The sequence below is a fragment of the Methylosinus sp. LW3 genome, assembly GCF_000527115.1.
Taxonomy (GTDB): Bacteria; Pseudomonadota; Alphaproteobacteria; order Rhizobiales; family Beijerinckiaceae; genus Methylosinus.
In genome coordinates, this window is sequence record NZ_AZUO01000001.1 from 2,851,518 (window position 1) to 2,872,804 (window position 21,287).

Sequence of the window (21,287 nt, forward strand, 5' to 3'; positions counted from 1 at the left end):
CCGCGAGCCTTCAGGCTCGCATCCCGGACCACGCATTCAAAACGCCCGGCGTCGCTCTCAGCGGCCGCCGGGCGTTTCGATTCCGCCCCCGATTCCGCCCCATGAGTCCTTCACCGCATCGAAATGCGCGGAAGCGTCATAGGCCGCGACGGAGAGGCCGAGCTGCTGCGCCGACAATCGGCCCATCGCCGCCAGCACGGCGTAGGAGGCGACGACCCGGTCCCGCTGCGCGACCACCAGCGCCAGACGCGCGCCGAGCAGCTCCTGCTGCGCGTTCAAAATCTCCAGCGTGGTGCGCTTGCCGGCCTTGGCCTCCTCGCGCACGCCCTCGAGCGCGCGCTCGGCCGCGGCGATCTGCGCGCTGGCGGCGGCGATCTGCGCCTTGGCGGCCTGCAGCCCGCCCCAATTGGCGCGGGTCAGCGCCATCAGCTCGGCGCGCGCGGCGTCGACGTCGAATTTCTTCTGCCCCGCCGTCTCTTTCGCCTGGCGCAGCCGCGCCGAGGTCCCGCCGCCGGAATAGATCGGCACGGATAATTTGCCGAGCACTTGCGCGCCGAGCGCGCGATTGCCGCGGCCGTCGATATCGGACTCGGTGTAGACCTTGCCGACCATGGAGAGGCTGGGCAGAAAATCGCTCTCGATCACCCTTATGTCGAGATCGGCGGCCTCGGCGTCATGCTGCGCCGCGCGCACCACCGGATGCTCGGCGAGCGCGATGCGCTCCGCCGCCTCGCGCGATTTCGGCAGCAGGCGATCGATCGGCTCGGCCGGCGCGAGGCGCCGCGCCTCTGCTCCCATGATTTGCGCATAACGCGCGAGGCCGGCGTCGAGCTCGGCGCGCGCCGTCGCGGCTTGCGAGCGGCCGGCGGAGAGGCGCGCCTCGGCTTGCGCAATGTCGGTCGGCGTGATCTCGCCGGCCGCATAGCGCTCCTTGGTCTGGCGCAGCTGCTCCTCGAGCACGGAAACATGGTTCTGCTGCAAGCGCAGCGCAGCGGTGTCGCGTAGCACGTTCATATAGACGGAGACGGCCTCGAACAGCAGGCGCTGCTCCATGAGCCGCAGCCGCTCGCGTCCCGCATGCACATTGGTCTGCGCGGAAAGCGCGGCGTTATGCGTGCGAAAGCCGTCGAACAATGGCTGCTCGACGCTGAGCACGGCGGAACGCGGCGGCCCGCCGCGATTGTTCTGAATGCTCTCGACCCAGAGCGGCTCGAGACGATTGCCATTGTCGTATTCGAAGGACTTCTGCACCGAACGCCGCCGCTCGACGCCGAGAAAGGCGTCGGTCCTCACGCTGGGGCGGAATTGCGCGAGCGCGCGCGGCACATTCTCGTCATTGGCGCGCTGGCCGGCGCGCGCGGAATTGATCGTCGGATTGAGCTCATAGGCGCGCGCCAGCGCGCCGGCGAGGGTTTCTCCCGAGGCGGCGGCCGGCGTCAGCAGAGCGAGCCCCAGAGCGAAGACTGAAACGCCTCTCATGCGTCGGCGCCTCGCGGCTCGGCGACGACATCCTCCTCCGGCGCAACAACCGCTTCATCGCGGCCGAACAGCGCATAGAGCGCCGGCAGCACGAAGAGCGTGAGCACCGTCGCGCTGACCAGCCCGCCGATCACCACTGTCGCAATGGGCTTTTGCACCTCCGCGCCCGTGCCGGTCGCAAAGGCCATGGGCAGAAAGCCGAGCGAGGCGACGAGCGCCGTCATGGCGACAGGACGCAAGCGCGTCATCGCGCCTTCGACAATGGCCTCGCGTGGCGCGCGCCCCTGCTGCACGAGCTGCAGAATATAGCTGCGCATGACGAGGCCATTGAGCACGGCGACGCCGGAGAGCGCGATAAAGCCGACCGCGGCGGAGACCGACATGGGCATGCCGCGCAGCCATAGCGCGGCGACGCCGCCGGAGAGCGCCAAAGGCACGGCGCTGAACACGATGAGCGCGTCGCGCGCCGAGCCGAGCGCCGAATAGAGCAAGAGGAAAATGAGGAAGAAGCACAGCGGCACGACGAGAACGAGCTTTTGCCGCGCGGCGGCGAGATTCTCGAACTGGCCGCCCCAGGAGAGCCAATCGCCGGCGGCGAGCGTGACTTTCGCTTTCACCTTATCCTGCGCCTCGGAGACGACGGAGGCGATATCGCGCCCGCGCACATTGGCGGTGACGACGACGCGGCGCTTGCCATTCTCGCGCGAAATCTGGTTCGGCCCCTCATGGAAGGAGAAGGAGGCGACCTGCTTCAGCGGCACGGTGCGCGTCTGCCCCGTGTCGTGTCCGCGCACGGAGACGGGCAGATTCTCGAGCGCGCGAATGTCTCGGCGCAATTCGTCCTTCAGACGCACGATGATCGGAAAGCGCCGATCGCCCTCGAAGACGACGCCGGCGCGCTGACCGCCGACAGCAGCGCCGATGACGTCCTGCACTTCCGCGACGCTGAGGCCGAGATGCGCGATCTCGGTCTTGTCGATCTTGATCTCGAGGAAGGGCAAGCCCGCGATCTGCTCGACCTTCACATCCTCGGCGCCGGAGACGCCGCGCAGCACGCCGGCGATCTGCTCGGCCTCCTTGACCATAGAGTCGAAATCCTCGCCGAACACCTTCACCGCCAGATCGCCGCGCACGCCGGCGAGCAGCTCGTTGAAGCGCAGCTGAATGGGCTGCGAAAACTCATAGAGATTGCCGGGCAGCTCGGAGACATGGCCGTCGATGCGGCGGATCAGCTCCTCCTTGGGGAGCTTGGGATCGGCCCATTCGTCGCGCGGCTTCAAGAAAATATAGGTGTCGGTGAGATTGGGCGGCATGGGGTCCGTCGCCGCCTCCGCCGTGCCGGTCTTGGAGAAGACATAGGCGACCTCGGGCGCGCGATGAATGGCGTTCTCGACGTCGTTCTGCATCGCCTGCGATTGGGTGAGCGAGGCGCTCGGAATGCGGCCCGCCTGCATCGCGAGATTCTTCTCGTCGAGCGTCGGGATGAACTCCTGGCCGAGACGCGCGGCGAGCAGCAGCGCCAGCAGAAAAGCGCCGGCGCCGATGGCGATGGGCCTGCGCGGCGACGCGATGGCGCTCTGCAAGCGCGGCAGATAGGCGCGCTTCAAGGCGGCGATGAATTTGTTCTCGCTCTCCTCGACGCGGCCGGAGACGAGAATGGCGATCATCGCCGGCACGAAGGTGAGCGAGAGAATGAAGGCGGCGGCGAGCGCCAATATCACCGTCAGCGCCATGGGGTGGAACATTTTGCCTTCGACGCCCGAAAAGGACAGCAGAGGCACATAGACGAGAATGATGATCGCCTGGCCATAGACGGTCGGTCGGATCATCTCCACGGCGGAGGCGATCACCGTCTGCAGCCGATCCTCGAGCGAGAGCGCGCGGCCGAGCGCATGGCGCCGCTCGAAGAGATGACGCAGGCTGTTCTCGGCGACGATCACCGCGCCATCGGCGATCAGGCCGAAATCCAGCGCGCCCATGCTCATGAGATTGGCGCTGATGCGGCCATAGACCATGCCGGTGGCGAGCAGCAGCATGGTGACGGGAATGACCAGCGCCGTAATCAGCGCCGCGCGGAAATTGCCGAGCAGCAGAAACAGCACGACGATGACCAGCAGCGCGCCCTCGGCGAGATTGGAGGCGACCGTGCGGATCGTCGCATCGACGAGCACGGTGCGGTCGAGAATCGTCTTCGCCTCTATCCCCGGCGGCAGCGACGCCCTTATGACGTCGAGCTTGGCGCCGACGGCGGCGGAGACCGAGCGGCTATTGCCGCCGATCAGCATCAGCGCCGTGCCGATGACGACCTCCTCGCCATCCATGCTGGCGCTGCCGACGCGCATCTCGCGGCCTATGCCGACCTCGGCGATGTCCTTCACGCGCAAAGGCACGCCATTGCGCGTCGAGACAACGACGCGTTCAATATCGTCGATCGTCTCCAGACGGCCGCCGCTGCGCACCACATAGCCTTCGCCATTGCGCTCTATATAGCCGGCGCCGCGGCTCTGATTGTTGCGCTCGAGCGCCGTCGCCACATCGCCGAAGGAGAGGCCGAGCGAATAGAGCTTCATCGCATCGGGCCGCACGTCGAACTGCTTCACAAAGCCGCCGAGGGAATCGATGCTCGCTATATTGGGCACGGTTTTGAGCTGCGGCTTGACGATCCAATCCTGCACCGTGCGCAGATAGGCGGCGCGCTCCAGCTCGTTGCGCAAGAGCTGCCCATCCGGCGTCAGATAGGAGCCGTCATTCTGCCAGCCCGGCTCACCGTCGAGATATTTGCGGCCCGGCGTCTTCGGCGCATAGCGGATCGCCCACATGTAGATTTCGCTGAGGCCGGTGGCGATCGGCCCCATGCGCGCCTCGACGCCGACGGGGAAATTCTCCTTGGCTTCCGCGAGCCGCTCATTCACCTGCTGGCGCGCGAAATAAATGTCGAGCTTCTCGGCGAAAACGGCCGTCACCTGCGAGAAGCCGTTGCGCGAGAGCGAGCGCGTATATTCGAGGCCGGGAATGCCGGCGATCGCGTTCTCTATCGGGAAGGTGATCTGCTTTTCGACCTCGGTCGGCGACAGCGCCGGCGCGATGGCGTTGATCTGCACCTGATTATTGGTGATGTCCGGCACGGCGTCGATCGGCAGGCGATCGAGCGATGAGGCGCCAATGAGGCAGGCGAGCAGAGTCAGCAGCGCGACGAGCCAACGCTGGCGAACCGAAAAGGCGATGCAACGCTCGATCATCTACTGTCACACATTCCCCGTCGCGCGCCGCCGTCATCGACGAGGCGGGCGGTCAGTCCAACCCTTCGAGCCGCGACTTGCCGAGCTCCGCCTTCAGCACGAAGACATTGGTCGCGGCCGCCTGCTCTCCCTCCTCGATCCCGGAGACGATCTCGATCGCCTCATTGTCGCTCGCCCCGGTCTCCACCTTGCGCTTCACGAAGCCTTCGGGCGTGCGCACGAAGATGACCGTCTCGCCCTCGAAAGTGAGCAGCGCCGAGCGCGGCAGGCGCAGCCGCACGTTCTTCTCCTCGAGGGTGATGCGCGCCGTCATCGCCGTGCCGGGACGAAGCGCGAAATCCGCATTGGCGAAAGAAGCGACGGCGCGGCCGGAATGCGTCTCGTGATCGAGCATGGGGCCGATGAAGACGATGCGGCCCGCGGCCTCCTCCTCGCCGTCATGCGAGAGGCGCACGCTCTGCCCCTCGCGGGCCGACGGCAAATCGGCGATGGCGACGGCGATATCGGCGAAGACGGTGGAAAGATCGGCGACGACATAGATCTGCGCATCACCGCCGACCGGCTGGCCGAGATCGGCGCGGCGCTCGATCACCTTGCCGGCGATGGGCGCGCGAATCTCCTTGCGGCGCAATTCGCCGACCGGCTGGCCGGCGAGAGCGGCGATCTCGCCTTCCGAGAGATCGAGCGCGGCGAGCTTCTGGCGCGCCAGCTCGACGCGGAGCCTCGCCTCCTCATAGGCGCCGCGGGCTTTCAGGAAATTCTGCTCGGCGGAGATCTTCTTGTCGAAGAGCCCCTTCTCGCGCTGGAACAGCGCCGATTGCAGATCGAGGCCCACTTTGGCGGCGAGATAGTCGCTCTTGGCGTCGGCGACCTCGCGGCTCTCGACAATGGCGATCACCTCGCCCTTCTCGACCGGATCGCCGAGCCTCTTGCGCAATTCGGCGACCGCGCCGACGACCTTGGCGGCGACGCGGCCGATGCGGTCGGGATCGACCGAGACGACGGCGGGAGCCGCTACATCGCGCGTCAGCACGCCGGGGGCCGCCGCGACCGTGGCGATCTTGGCGGCGGCGATCTGCTCGGCCGTCAGCTTGACGAGGCCCTCCGCGCCCTTGGCGGCAGCGCTCTCGGCGGCTTTCTCGCCAGCGGCGAGCAACGCGCGAATCGGCGCGGAGATTTGCGGAAACAGCGAGCCGAGCATGGCGCTCGCCAGCAGCGCGGCGACGAGCCGCAGAGCGCGCGAGCGCCCCGAATTAGAAGTGCTCCAAACGGGAATGACGCTCGGCCGTCGCGCTTCTGCGTCGGTCGGAACGACGTCGGATACCGCCAGTCGGCGGAGCAAGTGGGCCAAGTCTCGCGCGCGCATCTCAAGACTTCTTTAACCCGTACGGCCGGCTGCGTCCACGCCAGAGCGCCGGAAAAATGGGCGCCGCGCCTGCTTCTCGAACAGGAATCACGCGCAGGACTCACGCGAACGAAAAAAGCCCGGCGCGATGCGCCGGGCTCCTCTCCCCCAATCTCGGAAGAGATCAGTATTTCGCGACCACCGGAGCCGGCGCGCCGAACAGATTGCAGTGATAGTTCAGGCCGACGCGAACGGAGTGGAACGTGTTCTCCACGCCGCGCTGGCCGACGAACAGCACCGGCGGGAAGGTCGGGGTTCCGATCGCATTGCCGCGCTCGAGCTCCGTATAGAGATACTCGACCTTGGCCGACCAGCTCGGCAGGAAGGCCCATTCCACGCCGCCGCCGGCGGTCCAGCCGGTGCGCGTGCCGGACTCGGAGCCGAAGGCGGCGAAGCCGGCGCCATCCGCATAAGAGAAGGTCGTCGAGCCCTGGCCATAGGCGAAGCCGCCCGTGCCATAGACCAGCAGGGTCGGCAGAACGGCGTAGCCGACGCGGCCGCGCACCGTGCCGAACCAGTCGAGACGCTGATTCACGGTCACGCCGGACGGCAGCAGGCCGAAGCCGAAGCCGCCGGTGGAGCCCTTCAGATCGGCGCCCTGGAAATCGGCCTCGAGGCCGACCACGAAGCCCGTGCCGGCGAACTGATAATTATAGCCGAGCTGCACGCCGCCGAGCACGCCGTCGGCGTTGGAGGCGCCATAGGACCAGGCCGAAACCGGCAGCAGGCCGAAGGACGACAGGCCGCTGACATTGTTATTGTCGGTCCAGCCATAGCCGATGTTCACGCCGGCGTAGACGCCGGTCCAGCTGAAGGCCGGCGCGGCCGGAGCGACGAAGGCGGGCGCGCCCTTCTGCGACGGAAGGTCGGCCGCGAAAGCCGGAGCGGCGGCGATGGCCAGCGCGATAGCGCCAACGGCGGAAAGAGTCTTCATAGGTTCCCCTCACAGGATCAGTGCGACCGTCGCTCGTGTCCGTTGCGCCCCCCCGACGCCGGAACCGAGCGGCCGCTGGTGTTGCCGATCGAGCGTGATCTAGGCCCCGGTGCAAAGCCGCGTCAACGCTGGCAGCGCCAATTTGCTTCGTCGCTGCTCCGATTTCATTATGGTTGTGACAATTTCGTCACATTGAATACGCTCTATCGAAATCTATGCTTGACATCTTCGAATGCGCAGATTTCCACTTGCGCGAATCGTGATAGTGTCTAATTTATATAATATTATCAATTATATAATACAGAGGCCACGACGCGCCGCAGCAGCGGAGGCGCAGAGGCGGCCGCCGAAGACGACGAGCGCCATAGAGGCTCGAACAGCGAATGTGAACAAGCGCTTGAAGATAAGTCGCGGCGCGATGGAAGCATCGGAGATGAATATCTCGCCCCGTGCAGCGAGTTTCGCCATCCGAGAACGACTCTTCTTTCAATGATTTGCGCGCTGTCAGCCGCCGCGCCGCTCGCGCCGCAGCCGCTCCCAATAGTCGAGCCGCTTGGCGATCTCGCGCTCGAAGCCGCGCTCCACCGGGCGGTAGAGATTCTGCCGGCCGAGCGCCTCCGGCCAATAATCCTGGCCGGAGAAAGCATCCGGCTCGTCGTGATCGTAGCGATAGCCCTCGCCATAGCCTTCGCTCTTCATCAATTTGGTCGGCGCATTGAGGATGGTCTTGGGCGGCATGGGCGAGCCGCTCTCCTCGGCGAGGCGGCGAGCGGCCTTATAGGCGACATAGCCGGCGTTGGATTTGGGCGCGGTCGCCACATAGAGGACGGCCTGCGCGAGGGCCAGCTCGCCCTCCGGGCTGCCCAAAAAATCATAGGCGTCCTTGGCGGCGTTGGCGACGACCAGCGCCTGCGGATCGGCGAGGCCGATATCCTCCACCGCCATGCGGACGATTCGTCGGGCCAGGAACAGCGGGTCCTCGCCGGCGACCAGCATTCGCGCGAAATAATAGAGGGCGGCGTCCGGGTCCGAGCCGCGCACGCATTTGTGCAGCGCGCTGATGAGATTGTAATGGCCCTCCTGCGCCTTGTCGTAGATGGGCGCGCGCCGCTGCACGATCTCGGCGAGCCGGGCGCGATCGAAGACCTCGCCCTCCCCCGCCGCGCGCCAGACATCCTCGGCGAGGGTCAAAGATGCGCGGCCGTCGCCATCGGCCATGGCCACGAGAGCGGCGCGGGCGTCCTCATCGAGCGGCAGGGGCTTGCCCTCGGCCTGCTCGGCGCGCTGCAGCAGCTTCTCGATCGCCTCGGCGCCCAGCGACTTGAAGGTCAGAACGCGGGCGCGCGACAACAGCGCGGCGTTGAGCTCGAAGGAGGGATTTTCGGTCGTCGCGCCGATGAGCGTGACCGAGCCGTCCTCCATCACCGGCAGGAAGGAATCCTGCTGGCCGCGGTTGAACCGGTGAATCTCGTCGACGAAGAGCAGAGTCCCCTGCCCCATGCCGCGACGGGCGCGCGCCGCCTCGAAAGTCTTCTTCAAATCGGCGACGCCAGTGAAGATCGCCGAGATTTGCACGAAGGAGAGATCGGTCTCATGGGCGAGAAGGCGCGCCACCGTCGTCTTGCCGGTGCCGGGCGGCCCCCAGAAGATCAGCGAGCCGATCGAGCCGGAGCGGATCGCGCGCGTCAGCGCTCCGTCCGGGCCGACGAGATGGTCCTGGCCGGCGACTTCCTCCAGCCGCTGCGGACGCAGGCGGTCGGCCAGCGGATGCGGCGCATTGCGATCGAGCCCGGCGGCGGCGAACAAATCACTCATGGGACGCCTTTATAGACGATCGTCGGCGCCGACGCCCCGCCCGCGCGCCCGCGCCGGCTTAGTTCGTAGTTTCCGAACCTTTACCTTTGCCGGGGCCTATTTAACCGCCGGTTAACCATTCGGAGGCTATTACGATTCTGTAAAATTCTAGCGACCTTCCCCTGTTCTCTCGTGGCGTCCTGGCGGCGTAGGAGCCCTAAACTTTCAACCACAGGTCGATCAGCATGCGCACTATCGCATTCGTCACGCAGAAGGGCGGCGCCGGAAAGAGCACGCTCGCTAGCAGCATCGCCGTCGCCGCAAGTTGCGCGGGCGAACGTGTTTTCATTATCGATTTGGATCCGCTCCAATCATTGGTCAAATGGTCGAAGGCGCGTGAGGCGACCGACGTTCCGGTCGAGCATGTGCCGCCGGCCAAGCTCGGCAAAGCGCTCGCCGCGCTCGAGAAGAAGGGCGTCACCCTCGTCGTCATCGATGCGCCCGGCGCCGACAGCGAATATTCGGACGCCGCCATTCGCGTCGCCGATCTCTGCATCATTCCCGCGCGCCCCAATGTCTTCGATCTGTGGGCATGCGAGCTGACCCGCGCCAGCATCAAGGACAAGAAGAAGGATTACGCCTTTCTTCTCAACCAGTGCCCGCCCGCGCAGCAGAACGCCCGCGTCGATCAGGGCGCGCAAGCGCTGCAGTCGATCGGCGCGCTGCTCTCCCCCGTGGTCTCGGCGCGCGTCGATTATCAGGAGGCGGCCCGCCTCGGACTCGGCGTCTGCGAGCTCAATCCGGAGGGCGTCGCCGCCCAGGAGATGCGCGAATTGTGGCAGTCGGTGAAGCGCCGCCTCAAGAAGGGCTTCACGCCCGTGGCCGCCGCCAAGCCGGAGACGAAGGCGGAAGCTCCGGCCAAGGTCGAGGTGAAGCCTGCCGTCAAGGCGGAAGCCAAGGTCGAGGCCAAGGCGGAGGCGAAGCCTGCGGCCAAGGTCGCCGCCAAAGCGCCCGAGAAGGCCGCGCCCGCCAAGCCGGAGAAGGTCGCGGCCAAGGCGGAGCCGCAGCCCGCGGCGCGCAAGCAGACCGCCGCCGAGGCCGCTGCGGCCGAGAAAGCCGCCAAGCCGCAGGCCAAGCCCGCGGTCAAGAAAGCGGCCTGACGCAAAGACGAACCGCGCGGTCGCCGCGCGGTTCCTCGCCCAAAAGTCAGCCGATCTCGACGATTTTGGCGCTGTGGTGGATCACCTCGACGCCATCGCCGACGCTCTTGCCGAGCAGCGCCTTGGCGAGCGGCGCGACATAGGGGATGAGCCCTTTGGCGGGATCGGCCTCGTCCTCGCCGACCAGGCGAAAGCTCTGACGCTTGCCGGTCTCGTCCTCAATGACGATGCGATGGCCGAAGCGCGCCTGCTCGTGATCGGCGATCGGCCGCACGACCTCGGCGGTGGCGCGCCGCGCCGACCAATAGCGCAGATCGCGCGCCGCCCGCGCCACGGCGCCCTTGTCGTCCTTCGCCTGCGCCGCATCGAGCTCCCCATGCAGACGCGCGAGCTCCGCATCGATCATCGCGAGGCCCTCCGGCGTGACGAGATTGCGATACGGGCTGATGGGACGATCGGGCAGCTCCTGGCGGAGCTCGTCGTCGTCCTGCTCTTTGGTGAAGGCGCTGCTCATTTCATCACGTCCTGTTCGACGCCGCTGCGCGTCAACCGATCTCGATCACCAGCCGGCCTCTGATTTTGCCGGCGACGATCGATCGCGCGCGCTCGAGCGCCTGCGCGAAAGGCGCCGTCTCGGTCATTCTCGCGAGCAATCCTTTGTCGAGATCGCGCGCCAATCGTTCCCAGCCCATGCGTCGCAAGGGCAGACTGGGCCGAACGCTTTCGACGCCGATGAGCGAAACTCCGCGCAGGATGAACGGCGCGACAGTCGTCGGCAGCTCCATTCCCTGCGCATTGCCGCAGGCCGCGACGACGCCGTCGATCGAGGTCTGCGCCAGCACATTGGCGAGCGTCACCGAGCCCACCGTATCGACGCCGCCAGCGAAGCGCTGCTTTTGCAACGGCTTGCCGGGAACGGAAAGCTCGGCGCGATCGACGATCTCCGACGCGCCCAGACCTTTGAGATAGGATTCTTCCTCGGGACGTCCAGTGGATGCGACGACACGCCAGCCGAGCGCCGCCAGCAGCGCCACCGCCACGGAGCCGACGCCGCCCGCCGCGCCCGTCACCACCACCGGCCCGCGCGAGGGCTCGAGCCCCTGTCGCTCCAAGGCCATCACGCAGAGCATGGCCGTGTAGCCGGCGCTGCCGATCGCCATCGCCTGATGCGGCGTCAGCCCCTGCGGCAAATGCACCAGCCAATCGCCGCTGACGCGCGCGCGCTGCGAGAAGCCGCCGAAATGCTGCTCGCCGAGCCCGCAGCCGCCGGCGATCACTTGCTCGCCCGGCCGGAAATTCGGATGGCTCGAGCGCGTGACGACGCCCGCGAAATCGACTCCCGGAATCATCGGAAAGCGCCGCACCACCGGCGCCTTGCCGGTGACGGCGAGGCCGTCCTTGTAATTGACGGTGCTGTGCGTGACCGCGACATCGACGTCGCCCTCCATCAGCTCGCTGTCGGCGAGCTGCGCATAGGCGGCGCGATAGCCGGCCTCGTCCTTGTCGATGCGTATGGCGGTGAATGCGCTCACTGTTCCAAGTCTCCTCTCTCGCCGAGACGCGACGTGGCGCGCCGCCATCCGTGTCTATACGTAAAACTCTATGTAAACGAAAGGTTTCTAAAGCAGGACATTACCAAACATTAAGTTGCTTTTCGGCTGCCGAGAACGAATTGTCTAAGCGTCAAGTCCACCCATTCCCCCCAGGTGAACGCTCATGAAGAAACATCTCCTCGCCGCCGTCGCTGCGGTCGCTCTCACCCTTCCGCTCTCGGCTGGAGTCTTTGCAGAGCCGGCTCCCGGCGAGCATCATCATCCCCAATTCTCGGCGGAGGATCATGCCGCCTTCACCGACGCCAAGATCGCCGCTCTGAAGGCCGGCTTGAAGCTCACCCCCGCCCAGGAGAAGAACTGGCCGGCGGTGGAAGCCTCGCTGCGCGATATCGCCAAGGCGCGCGCCGCCCGCTTCGCCGAGGCCAAGGACAAGATGAAGGAAATCCACGAGCATCGCAGCGTGATCGAAGGCTTGCAGTGGCGCTCCAAGGCGCTCGCGGCGAAAGCCGCCGAGACGGAGAAGCTCGCCGAGGCGGCCAAGCCGCTCTTCGACAGCCTTGACGACGCCCAGAAGCGCCGCTTCGCCGTTCTGCTGCATACGATCGCCAAAGGCCCGCATCACGGCCATGAGTGGGGCGGCCCGCACGACGGCCCCGAGCACGACTGACGCTTCTCTAGAAACCTCGACGCCCCGCACGGCATTCGCCTGCGGGGCGTTTTCGCGTCAATAGGCGCGCTCGACGCAGAAATCGACGACCTCGAGCAGCGCCGACTTCCACGGCGAGGCCGGGAAAATCTCCAGCGCATCGCGCGCGATGGCGCCGTAGTGGCTCGCCCGCTCGACCGTGTCCTTGATGGCGTCGTGCTTTTTCATCAGCGCGCAGGCGGTCTCGACGTCGCCGTCGTTGATCTCGCCCTTCTCCAGCGTGCGGCGCCAGAACTCGCGCTCCGTCTCCGAGCCGCGGCGGAAGGCGAGCACGACCGGAAGCGTGATCTTGCCCTCGCGGAAATCATCGCCGACATTCTTGCCGAGCTTGGACGATTGTCCGCCATAGTCGAGCGCATCATCGATGAGCTGGAAGGCGATTCCGAGATTCATGCCATAGCTGCGGCAGGCCGCCTCGTCAGCCTTGGAGCGGCCGGTCAGCATGGGGCCGACCTCCGCCGCAGCGGCGAACAGCTCCGCCGTCTTGGAGCGGATGACCGCCATATAGGCGTCCTCGGTGGTCTGCGTGTCCTTGGCGGCGTTGAGCTGGAGAATCTCGCCCTCGGCGATGACAGCGGCGGCCTGCGACACGACGGAGAGGCAGGAGAGCACGCCGGGCTCGACCATCATCTTGAAGGCGTGGCCGAGCAGAAAATCGCCGACCAGCACGCAGGTCTCATTGCCCCACAGCATTCGCGCGGCGATCTTGCCGCGGCGCATGTCGCTCTCGTCGACGACATCATCGTGCAGCAGAGTGGCGGTATGCATGAACTCTATGCCGGCCGCGAATTTGATGTGACCGTCGCCTTGATAGCCGGACATGCCGGCAGTGGCGAGCACGAGCATCGGCCGCAGGCGCTTGCCGCCCGCAGAGATGAGATGATTCGCGACCTCGGGGATGGTCGTCACGTCCGAGCCGGTGCGCTGCAGGATCAGCTGGTTGACGCGCTGCAGATCGGGGCCGATCAGCGAAAGCAGATTATCGAGGCCGGCGGACTTTTTTTCCTTTTCCTCCAGCGGTATGACGATGCCCACGTAGACCCCTTTGGCTTGCCTCTGTCGAATGTGAAGGGAACTTAAGGCTTTGCAGGTCTCGCGGCAAGCCGGGATGCGCGCAGGCGCCTCCCGCGCCAAAAGCCTCGCCCGCTCCGCGGCTCGTCGCTGCGGAGGCGGCGTCTCCTCCGTGCGCAGACCAAATCGGCGCAGATCATGAGCGCGCCCGCCGCGCCGCGCGCCGACGGCTTTCTCGGCGGCAAATTGCGGCTGCTGCAGCCCTCGCGCGGCCATAGGGTGGGAACGGACGCCATTCTGCTCGCCGCCGCCGCGCCACGCGCGCTCGGCGGCCTTTTGCTCGACATAGGGGCCGGCGTCGGCGCCGTCGGCCTCATCGCCGCGCTGCGGGCGCCGCTGGCGACGATCGGCCTCGTCGAGATCGACGCTTTGTCCGCTTCGCTCGCGCGCGAGAATGTCGCGGCCAATAGGCTCGGCGAGCGCGCGCGCGTTTTCGAATGCGATGTCCTCTCCGCCGCCGCGCGCCGCGCCGCCGGGCTCGAGGGCGCGAACGCCGATCTGATCCTCACCAACCCGCCCTATCTCACGCCGGGCCGCGCGCGCGTCTCTCCCGATCCGCGACGCGCGCTCGCCCATATGAGCGCGGGCGGGCTGGAGCCCTGGCTGCGCGCCTGCGTCGCGCTGCTGCGCCCGGGCGGCGCGCTCGTGATGATCCATCGCGCCGACGCCCTGCCCGATTGCCTCGCCGGCGTCGGCGCACGGCTCGGCTCGCTCGCACTATTGCCGATCGCACCGCGCGAGGGCGAAGCGGCGACGCGCATGCTGCTGCGTGGCGTCAAAGGCTCGAAGGCGCCGCTGGCGCTCTACCCGCCGCTGATTCTGCATGGCGCCGACGGCGCCTTCACGCCAGAGGCCGAGGCGCTCCATCGCGGCGACGGCGAGCTGCCTTGGCCGTTCTAGGCTATCACATATGTATATACCACAGATGGACTAATTGTTGCGGCATAGCTGAGACTGTGGCTATATTCTAGGTATCTCTACGCAGTCGCGCTGCTCGGCAGGCGCTAAAATCACATTTTTCTAGTATGTTAGAGGCACTAATGCACCATAAGCGGCTCGTCGGACGCAATCCATCGCTCGAGGCTTCCAAGCTCGTTCTCGCTCTCATTCTCGCGGCTTCCGCCTCACGCGACGCTGCGCGCGCCCAAGCGGTGCCGGAAACTGCGCAAATCCAGGACGTGCGCGTCGGCGCCGACGTCAATGACGCAGGACTGACGCGCCAAGAGGAGAAGGTCCTCGTCAAGACGCCGCGCTCCGGCGATTTCGTCAGCGGCCAGAAGGCGCAGGTCGAGCATTTGGAGCGGCTGTCGGATTTCTCGCAGCTCGTTCCCAATTATCGTCCGAACGTCTCCAACCCGCAGACGTCCCGCCCCGCCATTCGCGGCGTCGGCCAGGGCGCCGGGACCGGCAATGGCTCGGAGAACGACACCGGCTTCATCATCGACAATGTGTTCTGGAAGGCCGTCGGCTTCCAATGGTCCGATTTCGTCGAGATCGAGAATTTCGAGCTCGGCCTCGGACCGCAGGGAACCGCCGGCGGCAAGAACACCACTGTCGGCAACATCATCGTGCGCACGCAGCTGCCATCCTTCGAGCGCAAGGCGACATTCGAGACCTCCTTCGGCAATCACACGCATCTCATCGAGAAGCTGAATGTGACCGGGCCGATCATCGACGAGAAGCTCGCCTATCGCGTCACCTTCTTCTACGACAAGGACAATGGCTTCGTGAAAGACCAGGTCACGGGCGCAGGCATTTCTAACGCCAATCGCTGGGGCGCGCGCGGGCAATTATATTACGTCGGCGAGGACGTGACGGACAGGCTCATCTTCAGCTATGCGCGATCGGCCGAATACAACAATAACAATAGCGGCCCCTTCTCCGACTCGCTGCAGATTTTCGCCAATGGCACAGTGGCGTCGAGCTATTCCTCGACGCTCTTCAGGCGGCTCGGCCGCATGGTCCTCACTTTCGATCGCTATCGCCCCTATTACACTCATCTCGGCACGCTGAGCTCGCGCACGATCACCGCCTCCAACGAGCTGAATTGGCAGATCGGCGAGAACACATTCACCTCGATCTCCGCCTGGGGCGAGTTCCGCCTGCTTCCCTACAATAATACCGGCAATCAGCTGATCGACATCAGCGACAGCCACACTAATCAATGGACCGATCAATTTTCGCAGGAGTTTCGCCTCACCTCGCCCAAGGATCAGCCGCTCGAATGGAGCGTCGGACTCTTCGGCCTCTATGAGAAGGTCTTCAACTACAGCGAAACGGAATATGGCTCGGACGCCGCGCAATGGTTCGGCACGCCGACGACCGACAAAGGTCTGCTGTGGGGCGTCGATTATCATACGAACGGCAAGGCGCTGACGATCAACGGCGCCGCCTATGGACAGGCCACCTATCACGTCGACGAGCAGCTCGCTCTGACCTTCGGTCTGCGCAACGGCTATGAGGTGAAGGGCGGATCGAATTTCGGCTGGATACAGCCCGGCTATCTCAGCGGCAATTTCACCTTACAGCAATTGGCCAACGCCGTGCGCGGCGCCAGCTCGACCCAGCAATTCTTCGACACCGGCGGAACGTCGAAGGGCGCCAATCTGCTGACCGGAATCTTCAATCCGTCCTATCGCTACAACGACAATATATTGGTCTATGGGCTCGTCGGGCGCGGCGAGAAGGCATCCGCCGTCAATTTCGCCGTTCCGATCTACGAATCGACCAACGCCTTCAAAGGATTTCAGCCGATCCTCACCAAGCGCGAAGTCTCCTGGGACTATGAGCTCGGCGCCAAGACCAATTGGTTCGACGGCAAGCTCATCGCCAATATCAATCTCTATTGGAACGATCTCTATAATTTCCAATCCAATCAGACCGACACCAGTTATGTCGACGCGACCGGCGCGCCCATCCGCTCCACCTATCTCGGCTCCGTCCCGCATGTGCGGCTGAAGGGCGCCGAATTCACCGGACGGTGGAATCCGATCGAGCGCTTGTGGATCAACGCCTCCGGCGCCTTCACAGAGGCGCGCTATGTGAGCTATCCCGACGCGGCGCCGCCGGCGGACTGGATTTGGACGACCAATATCAACGGGGTGAAGCCGCCGCTCACCATCTCGCGCTCGAACACGCGCTGGGAGAATCTGCCGATATGGGCCTTCAACATCGGCGCGAATTACGAGCATCCGCTCGGCGCCGCCTTCGCCGAATGGGGCGAATGGACCAAGCAGCCTGTGACGGCCTTCGGCTATGTCAATGCGAGCTGGTCGGACAAGATCCTCTTCACCAGCCCGGTCGCGACCAATACTTATTGGCAGGCGCCCTTCACCATTCTCAACACCGGCTTCGGACTGCGCAGCGACGACGAGCGCTGGAGCATCTCGTTCTGGGTGAAAAACCTGCTCGATCGCCGCGAGGTCACCAACGCCACGACCTCCACCAACACCAACGCCGCCAACAACAATAGCGGCTGGTCGCCCGGCTCCGCGACGACGCCCGCGACGATGGCCTTCACCAATCAGCCGCGCAGCTTCGGCGGCAGCCTGCTGGTGAAGCTCTACTGAAGCGCAGCTCTCACGCCGCGAGATCGGCCACCACCGCGTCGAGCACGGGAAACCCTTCCGAGCTCACGCGGATGCGATTGTCGCGGGTCAGCTCCACGAGCCCGTCGCCGATCAGCTCGGCGACGCGCGATTGCGACAGCTTCTTGCCGGTGAGGGCGAAGAAGCGCGCGGGATCTATCCCCTCGCGCAGGCGCAGGCCCATCAGCAGAAACTCGTCACCCTCCTGCTCCGCGGACAGCAGATCGTCCTCGACGAGGCCATGGCCCTCCGTCTCGACGCAGGTGAGCCACATTTCCGGATGCTTCTCGGTCGCTTGGGCGCGGCGGCCGCGCGGCGTGATGAGCCGCCCATGCGCGCCGGGGCCGACGCCGGCATATTCGCCATAGCGCCAATAGACGAGATTATGCCGGCATTCCGAGCCGGGCCGCGCATGGTTGGAGACCTCATAGGCCGGCAGGCCGGCGCGGGCGGTCACTTCCTGCGTCACGTCCCATAGCGCGCGCTGCGTGTCGACATCGGGCAGATCGAGCTTGCCGGCGTCCACCATGCGCTCGAACATCGTCTCCGGCTCAATGGTGAGCTGATAGAGCGAGACATGCTCCGTCACCCGCCCCAGAGCGAGTTCCAGCTCCTTGCGCCAGGCCGCCGGCGTCTGCTGCGGACGGGCGTAGATCAGATCGAACGAGGTGCGCTCGAAAATCTTATTGGCGACATCGAGCGCGGCGAGCGCCTCCGCCACCGAATGCTGGCGGCCGAGCGCGCGCAATTCTATGTCGTTGAGCGCCTGCACGCCGAGCGAGGCGCGATTGACGCCAGCCGCCTTGAAGCTGCGGAAGCGCGAGGCCTCGACGCTGGTGGGGTTCGCCTCGAGCGTGACCTCGCAATCGGCGGCCATGGGCCAATGATCGGCGATCGCTCGGAGGATCGCCTCCAGCGTGGATGGGAGCATCAGCGAGGGCGTGCCGCCGCCGAAGAACACCGAGCGCACCTCGCGTCCCGGCGCCAGCGCGGCGCGATGGGCGATCTCCGTGCGAAAGGCGTCCACAAAGCGATCTTCATCGACCTCGCCCTTGCGGACGTGGCTGTTGAAGTCGCAATAGGGGCACTTCGACAGGCAGAACGGCCAGTGCACATAGACGCCGAAGCCCGGGTCGAACGCGTTTCGAATCGTCGCAGCCATGGGGGCTTTATGCCACGGTAGGCCGAGAAGGTCACGCTGCTGAAACGCGGCCGGAAGCTTTGCCGGGACGAATGGTTTCGCATTGCCGCATTGAAAGGCGTGAAAGCGGCGTTAATTGCCGCTTCGCGGGACGTCCCGCTCGAGATGCCGCGCTGGACATGACCTATTTTCTCAGCTTTTACGGACTTTGGCTCGCCAGCGCTTTCCTCGTCGGCGCCCTCTCCGGCCTCGCCAGCCTGCGCCGTGCGGACGACGATCCCTCGTTGCTGCGCGAAGGAGACTTCTTCCTCGCGCTGACGCTGTGCCTCGTCGCCATTCTCGCCAAGGCCGCGCTCGGCCGCTTCGCGCTCTATCTCGAGGGCGTGTTCGCGCTCTACGCCGCCTTTCTGGCCGGGCTCGGCGCGGCGGCGCTGTGGTCGGGGCCGATCGCGCGCGATCATCTCGGCTGGCGCATCGGCGCCGGCATGGTCGCCGTCATCGCCATTCTCGCCAATAGCGAGGCGGCCAAGAGCCTCGAGGATGCGCTGGGGCATCGCCTCGGCTCGCTGGTGCAGCGGGAGGGCGGCGATCCTTTGAATTTCGAGGTCAGCGGCCGCGATGTCTTCCTGCCCGCCGACGCTTCCGGCCATAGGGCGCTGGCCGAGCGGCTGGCGAGCGCCGCCGGCGTGCGGACGGTCTGGTGGGTAGACTCCCTCTCGCCAGACGCCGCCTCCCAGCGCGAGGAGGCGCTCGCCGCCGTCTCAGCGGAGCAGGACGCCCATCGCGCCGCCGCGGCCGCCTGGGCGGAGCGCGAGCAGGAGCGTGTCGCCGCCGCCCTCGCCGCGCGGCCCCGGCTGGTCGAGGCGCCGTCTCCCCCCAAAAAAGGCCGCAAGGACAAGATCGCCGAAGGCCGCTCGGCCGAGCGGTCCGCGCCCCCCGCCGCGCCGCCGCCGCCGCCGCCGCCGGCCGCGCTCGTCTGGAACAGCCCCAATGACCCGACGCTGCCGGCGCCGGAAGGGCCGAGCCTGCCGCCGCCCGCGTCCGCCGAGGAAAGCTCGCCCTGCCGCACGGCGCTCGCGGCGCTCGCCGCATCGGACAAAATTCGCTTCTCGGCCAAGAGCGTCGCGCTCGGCGCGGGGGCGGAGAAATTCCTCGCGCGGCTCGCCGGCTCGCTGAAGCAATGCCCGGATGCGACGCTCGAGCTGCGCGGCCATTCGGACTCGGTCGGCTCGCCCGAGGACAAGCGCGATTTGTCACAGCGCCGCGCTCGCGCGGTGTTCGACTATCTGCGCCGCATCGGCGTCTCGCGCGAGCGGCTGACCAGCGCCGGCGTCGGCGACGAGCAGCCCATTGTCGCGGGCGATGATCCCGCGAGCCGGGCGGAGAATCGGCGGGTGGAGATTCTGCTGCGCTGAAGCGCCCGCTTTTGTCGGAGCTTCGGCGCGAGCGACGGCCTCGCCGCTTCGCTCGAATCTCCCCAAAATGCAATGGAGCCTTGGATCGAGGCCAGGGCGCTCGGGTGAAGGTTTCCTCATCCTGAGGAGCCGCGAAGCGGCGTCTCGAAGGACGAGGGAACCTTCATGCGCGGCCATCTGGAACTCCCCATCGCGCTTCGAGACGCGCCCTTCGGGCGCTCCTCAGCATGAGGGGGAGGATTATTGACCTTCACCCGATCGCCCTGGGATCGACGCCGTTGTTTTCGGCGACGGACGTCGAACGGAGGCTTCCATGCCCAGAACCAACTCACGGCAAGAGCAGCGGCGGCTCGCATCTGAAGCATTGACGCGCGCAAAGCTCGCGCGCGTCCTTCACGAAGCCCCTGCCCGCCGCAGCGCCCAGGGGCTTTCCTCATGTCAGGCGAGGCAGGCGCGCGCCAAAGCCTGAAAGGCGCGAGCCCGATGCGACAGCGCGCGCGAGCCGTCGCCCGGCAACGCATGCTTTTCGGCCGACATCATCTCGCCGAAGGTGCGATCCAATCCGTCCGGCAGGAAGATCGGATCATAGCCGAAACCCTTCTCGCCGCGTGGCGGAAACACCAGCACGCCATCGACGCGGCCCTCGAACTCTTCCACATGTCCGTCCGGCCAGACGATGGCGAGCGCGCAGATGAAATGCGCGGCGAAAGGCGCCGTCGCGCCGCGCTCATTCAGCTCGCGCTCGACACGGCGGATCGCGGAGGAAAAATCGCGATTATCGCCGCCCCAGCGCGCCGAATAGACACCCGGCGCGCCATCCAGCCCATCGACGCAGAGACCCGAGTCGTCGGCGAAAGCCGGCAGGCCGGTCGCCGCGCAGGAGGCGCGCGCTTTCAAAAGCGCATTGCCGGAGAAGGTCGTCTCCGTCTCCTCCGGCTCGGCGACGCCGAGTTCGCCGGCGGAGACAGCGTCGACGCCATGTGGCTCCAAGAGCTGGCGCAGCTCCCAGAGCTTGCCGGGATTATGCGTCGCGATGACGAGACGACCTTCGATTCTGCGCGTCACGCCAGCGCCGCCTTCTGCATTTGCACGAGCTTCTCGATGCCGCCACGCGCCAGCGTCAGCATGGAGCCGAGATTATCCTCGGAGAAAACGGCGACTTCCGCCGTCGCCTGCACCTCGACGAGCCCGCCCGAGCCGGTGATGACGAAATTGGCGTCGGTCTCGGCGGTCGAGTCCTCCGTGTAATCGAGGTCGATCACGGGAGCGCCATTGCACACGCCGCAGGAGATGGCGGCGACATGGTCGCGCAGCGGATTGTCCTTGATGATGGAGCGCGAGCGCATCCATTGGAAGCAATCATGCAGCGCCAGCCAGGCGCCGGTGATGGAGGCCGTGCGCGTGCCGCCGTCCGCCTGGATGACGTCGCAATCGACGACGATCTGACGCTCGCCCAGCGCCGGCAGATTGGTGACGGCGCGCAGCGAGCGGCCGATGAGACGCTGAATCTCCTGCGTGCGGCCGGACGGCTTGCCGGAGGTCGACTCGCGGCGCGTGCGCGTATGGGTGGCGCGCGGCAGCATGGCGTATTCGGCCGTCACCCAGCCCCGCCCCTGCCCGCGCAGCCACGGCGGCGGCTTGTCCTCGAGCGTCGCGGCGCAAAGGACATGCGTGTTGCCGAATTTGACGAGGCACGAGCCCTCGGCGTAGCGGGCGACGCCCCGTTCGAAACTGACGGGACGCATTTCGTCTGGCGCGCGTTTGCTCGGCCGCATGAAGGCTCCTTGCTAGAGAAGCGGCCTT

The 21,287-nt window shown here is 66.1% G+C and carries 16 protein-coding genes; 5 read left to right on the forward strand and 11 right to left on the reverse strand.

Annotated elements, in window-relative coordinates:
- Positions 1-57 precede the first annotated feature (57 nt).
- From METLW3_RS0114265 to METLW3_RS0114290, 5 genes are all read right to left on the reverse strand, one after another.
- Complete coding sequence (locus METLW3_RS0114265) at positions 58-1,479, reverse strand: TolC family outer membrane protein (RefSeq protein ID WP_024880567.1); 1,422 nt, start codon at positions 1,477-1,479, stop codon at positions 58-60.
- Positions 1,476-4,718 (reverse strand): CusA/CzcA family heavy metal efflux RND transporter, encoded by a 3,243-nt coding sequence (locus METLW3_RS0114270; RefSeq protein ID WP_024880568.1) that lies wholly within the window; start codon positions 4,716-4,718, stop codon positions 1,476-1,478. The genes METLW3_RS0114265 and METLW3_RS0114270 overlap by 4 nt, the downstream gene beginning before the upstream one ends.
- A gap of 52 nt (positions 4,719-4,770) precedes the next feature.
- Positions 4,771-6,069 (reverse strand): efflux RND transporter periplasmic adaptor subunit, encoded by a 1,299-nt coding sequence (locus METLW3_RS0114275; RefSeq protein ID WP_245267342.1) that lies wholly within the window; start codon positions 6,067-6,069, stop codon positions 4,771-4,773.
- A gap of 178 nt (positions 6,070-6,247) precedes the next feature.
- Positions 6,248-7,057, reverse strand: a complete 810-nt coding sequence (locus tag METLW3_RS0114280; RefSeq protein ID WP_024880570.1) for an outer membrane protein — start codon at positions 7,055-7,057, stop codon at positions 6,248-6,250.
- A gap of 504 nt (positions 7,058-7,561) precedes the next feature.
- Positions 7,562-8,872: a replication-associated recombination protein A gene (locus METLW3_RS0114290; protein ID WP_024880571.1), complete on the reverse strand. Its 1,311-nt coding sequence runs from the start codon at positions 8,870-8,872 to the stop codon at positions 7,562-7,564.
- 224 nt (positions 8,873-9,096) lie between these two features.
- Between METLW3_RS0114290 and METLW3_RS0114295 the strand changes: the two genes are divergently transcribed.
- The gene (locus METLW3_RS0114295) at positions 9,097-10,011 is read left to right on the forward strand and encodes a division plane positioning ATPase MipZ (RefSeq protein ID WP_024880572.1); all 915 of its coding nucleotides are present in this window, start codon (positions 9,097-9,099) and stop codon (positions 10,009-10,011) included.
- A 46-nt stretch (positions 10,012-10,057) separates the two neighbouring features.
- On the opposite strand, the gene greA is transcribed toward METLW3_RS0114295, so the two are convergent.
- Together greA and METLW3_RS0114305 are read right to left on the reverse strand one after the other, a co-directional pair.
- Positions 10,058-10,525: a transcription elongation factor GreA gene (gene greA, locus METLW3_RS0114300; protein WP_024880573.1), complete on the reverse strand. Its 468-nt coding sequence runs from the start codon at positions 10,523-10,525 to the stop codon at positions 10,058-10,060.
- A gap of 31 nt (positions 10,526-10,556) precedes the next feature.
- Entirely contained in the window at positions 10,557-11,543 is a 987-nt protein-coding gene (locus METLW3_RS0114305; protein ID WP_024880574.1) for an MDR family oxidoreductase, read from the reverse strand.
- Positions 11,544-11,727: 184 nt separating this feature from the next.
- On the opposite strand from METLW3_RS0114305, the gene METLW3_RS0114310 reads away from it, so the two are divergent.
- Positions 11,728-12,231, forward strand: coding sequence for a Spy/CpxP family protein refolding chaperone (locus METLW3_RS0114310; protein WP_024880575.1), 504 nt, complete (start codon positions 11,728-11,730; stop codon positions 12,229-12,231).
- A 57-nt stretch (positions 12,232-12,288) separates the two neighbouring features.
- On the opposite strand, the gene METLW3_RS0114315 is transcribed toward METLW3_RS0114310, so the two are convergent.
- Positions 12,289-13,305: a polyprenyl synthetase family protein gene (locus METLW3_RS0114315; protein ID WP_024880576.1), complete on the reverse strand. Its 1,017-nt coding sequence runs from the start codon at positions 13,303-13,305 to the stop codon at positions 12,289-12,291.
- A gap of 174 nt (positions 13,306-13,479) precedes the next feature.
- Between METLW3_RS0114315 and METLW3_RS0114320 the strand changes: the two genes are divergently transcribed.
- Both METLW3_RS0114320 and METLW3_RS0114325 read left to right on the forward strand, forming a co-directional pair.
- Entirely contained in the window at positions 13,480-14,241 is a 762-nt protein-coding gene (locus METLW3_RS0114320) for a methyltransferase (RefSeq protein ID WP_024880577.1), read from the forward strand.
- A gap of 140 nt (positions 14,242-14,381) precedes the next feature.
- Complete coding sequence (locus tag METLW3_RS0114325; RefSeq protein WP_024880578.1) at positions 14,382-16,910, forward strand: TonB-dependent receptor; 2,529 nt, start codon at positions 14,382-14,384, stop codon at positions 16,908-16,910.
- 10 nt (positions 16,911-16,920) lie between these two features.
- Here METLW3_RS0114325 and hemW read toward each other — a convergent pair whose 3' ends face one another.
- A complete protein-coding gene (hemW, locus tag METLW3_RS0114330; RefSeq protein WP_024880579.1) occupies positions 16,921-18,090 on the reverse strand; it encodes a radical SAM family heme chaperone HemW in 1,170 nt (389 codons plus the stop codon).
- Positions 18,091-18,248: 158 nt separating this feature from the next.
- Between hemW and METLW3_RS0114335 the strand changes: the two genes are divergently transcribed.
- Entirely contained in the window at positions 18,249-19,484 is a 1,236-nt protein-coding gene (locus METLW3_RS0114335; protein WP_024880580.1) for an OmpA family protein, read from the forward strand.
- Between the two features lie 438 nt (positions 19,485-19,922).
- Here the strand turns inward: METLW3_RS0114335 and rdgB are convergent, their stop codons facing one another.
- The gene (rdgB, locus tag METLW3_RS0114340) at positions 19,923-20,549 is read right to left on the reverse strand and encodes an RdgB/HAM1 family non-canonical purine NTP pyrophosphatase (RefSeq protein ID WP_024880581.1); all 627 of its coding nucleotides are present in this window, start codon (positions 20,547-20,549) and stop codon (positions 19,923-19,925) included.
- Positions 20,546-21,259 carry a ribonuclease PH gene (rph, locus tag METLW3_RS0114345; protein ID WP_024880582.1) on the reverse strand — a complete coding sequence of 238 codons (714 nt, stop codon included), beginning with the start codon at positions 21,257-21,259 and terminating at the stop codon, positions 20,546-20,548. The genes rdgB and rph overlap by 4 nt, the downstream gene beginning before the upstream one ends.
- Positions 21,260-21,287 lie beyond the last annotated feature (28 nt).

What these genes read in the sequence shown, in the direction of transcription:
- METLW3_RS0114265 (WP_024880567.1), bottom strand. Translation starts at nt 1,479, where the DNA reads ATGAGAGGCGTTTCAGTCTTCGCTCTGGGGCTCGCTCTGCTGACGCCG.
- METLW3_RS0114270 (WP_024880568.1), bottom strand. Translation starts at nt 4,718, where the DNA reads ATGATCGAGCGTTGCATCGCCTTTTCGGTTCGCCAGCGTTGGCTCGTC.
- METLW3_RS0114280 (WP_024880570.1), bottom strand. Translation starts at nt 7,057, where the DNA reads ATGAAGACTCTTTCCGCCGTTGGCGCTATCGCGCTGGCCATCGCCGCC.
- METLW3_RS0114290 (WP_024880571.1), bottom strand. Translation starts at nt 8,872, where the DNA reads ATGAGTGATTTGTTCGCCGCCGCCGGGCTCGATCGCAATGCGCCGCAT.
- METLW3_RS0114295 (WP_024880572.1), top strand. Translation starts at nt 9,097, where the DNA reads ATGCGCACTATCGCATTCGTCACGCAGAAGGGCGGCGCCGGAAAGAGC.
- greA (WP_024880573.1), bottom strand. Translation starts at nt 10,525, where the DNA reads ATGAGCAGCGCCTTCACCAAAGAGCAGGACGACGACGAGCTCCGCCAG.
- METLW3_RS0114310 (WP_024880575.1), top strand. Translation starts at nt 11,728, where the DNA reads ATGAAGAAACATCTCCTCGCCGCCGTCGCTGCGGTCGCTCTCACCCTT.
- METLW3_RS0114320 (WP_024880577.1), top strand. Translation starts at nt 13,480, where the DNA reads ATGAGCGCGCCCGCCGCGCCGCGCGCCGACGGCTTTCTCGGCGGCAAA.
- METLW3_RS0114325 (WP_024880578.1), top strand. Translation starts at nt 14,382, where the DNA reads ATGCACCATAAGCGGCTCGTCGGACGCAATCCATCGCTCGAGGCTTCC.
- hemW (WP_024880579.1), bottom strand. Translation starts at nt 18,090, where the DNA reads ATGGCTGCGACGATTCGAAACGCGTTCGACCCGGGCTTCGGCGTCTAT.
- METLW3_RS0114335 (WP_024880580.1), top strand. Translation starts at nt 18,249, where the DNA reads ATGACCTATTTTCTCAGCTTTTACGGACTTTGGCTCGCCAGCGCTTTC.
- rph (WP_024880582.1), bottom strand. Translation starts at nt 21,259, where the DNA reads ATGCGGCCGAGCAAACGCGCGCCAGACGAAATGCGTCCCGTCAGTTTC.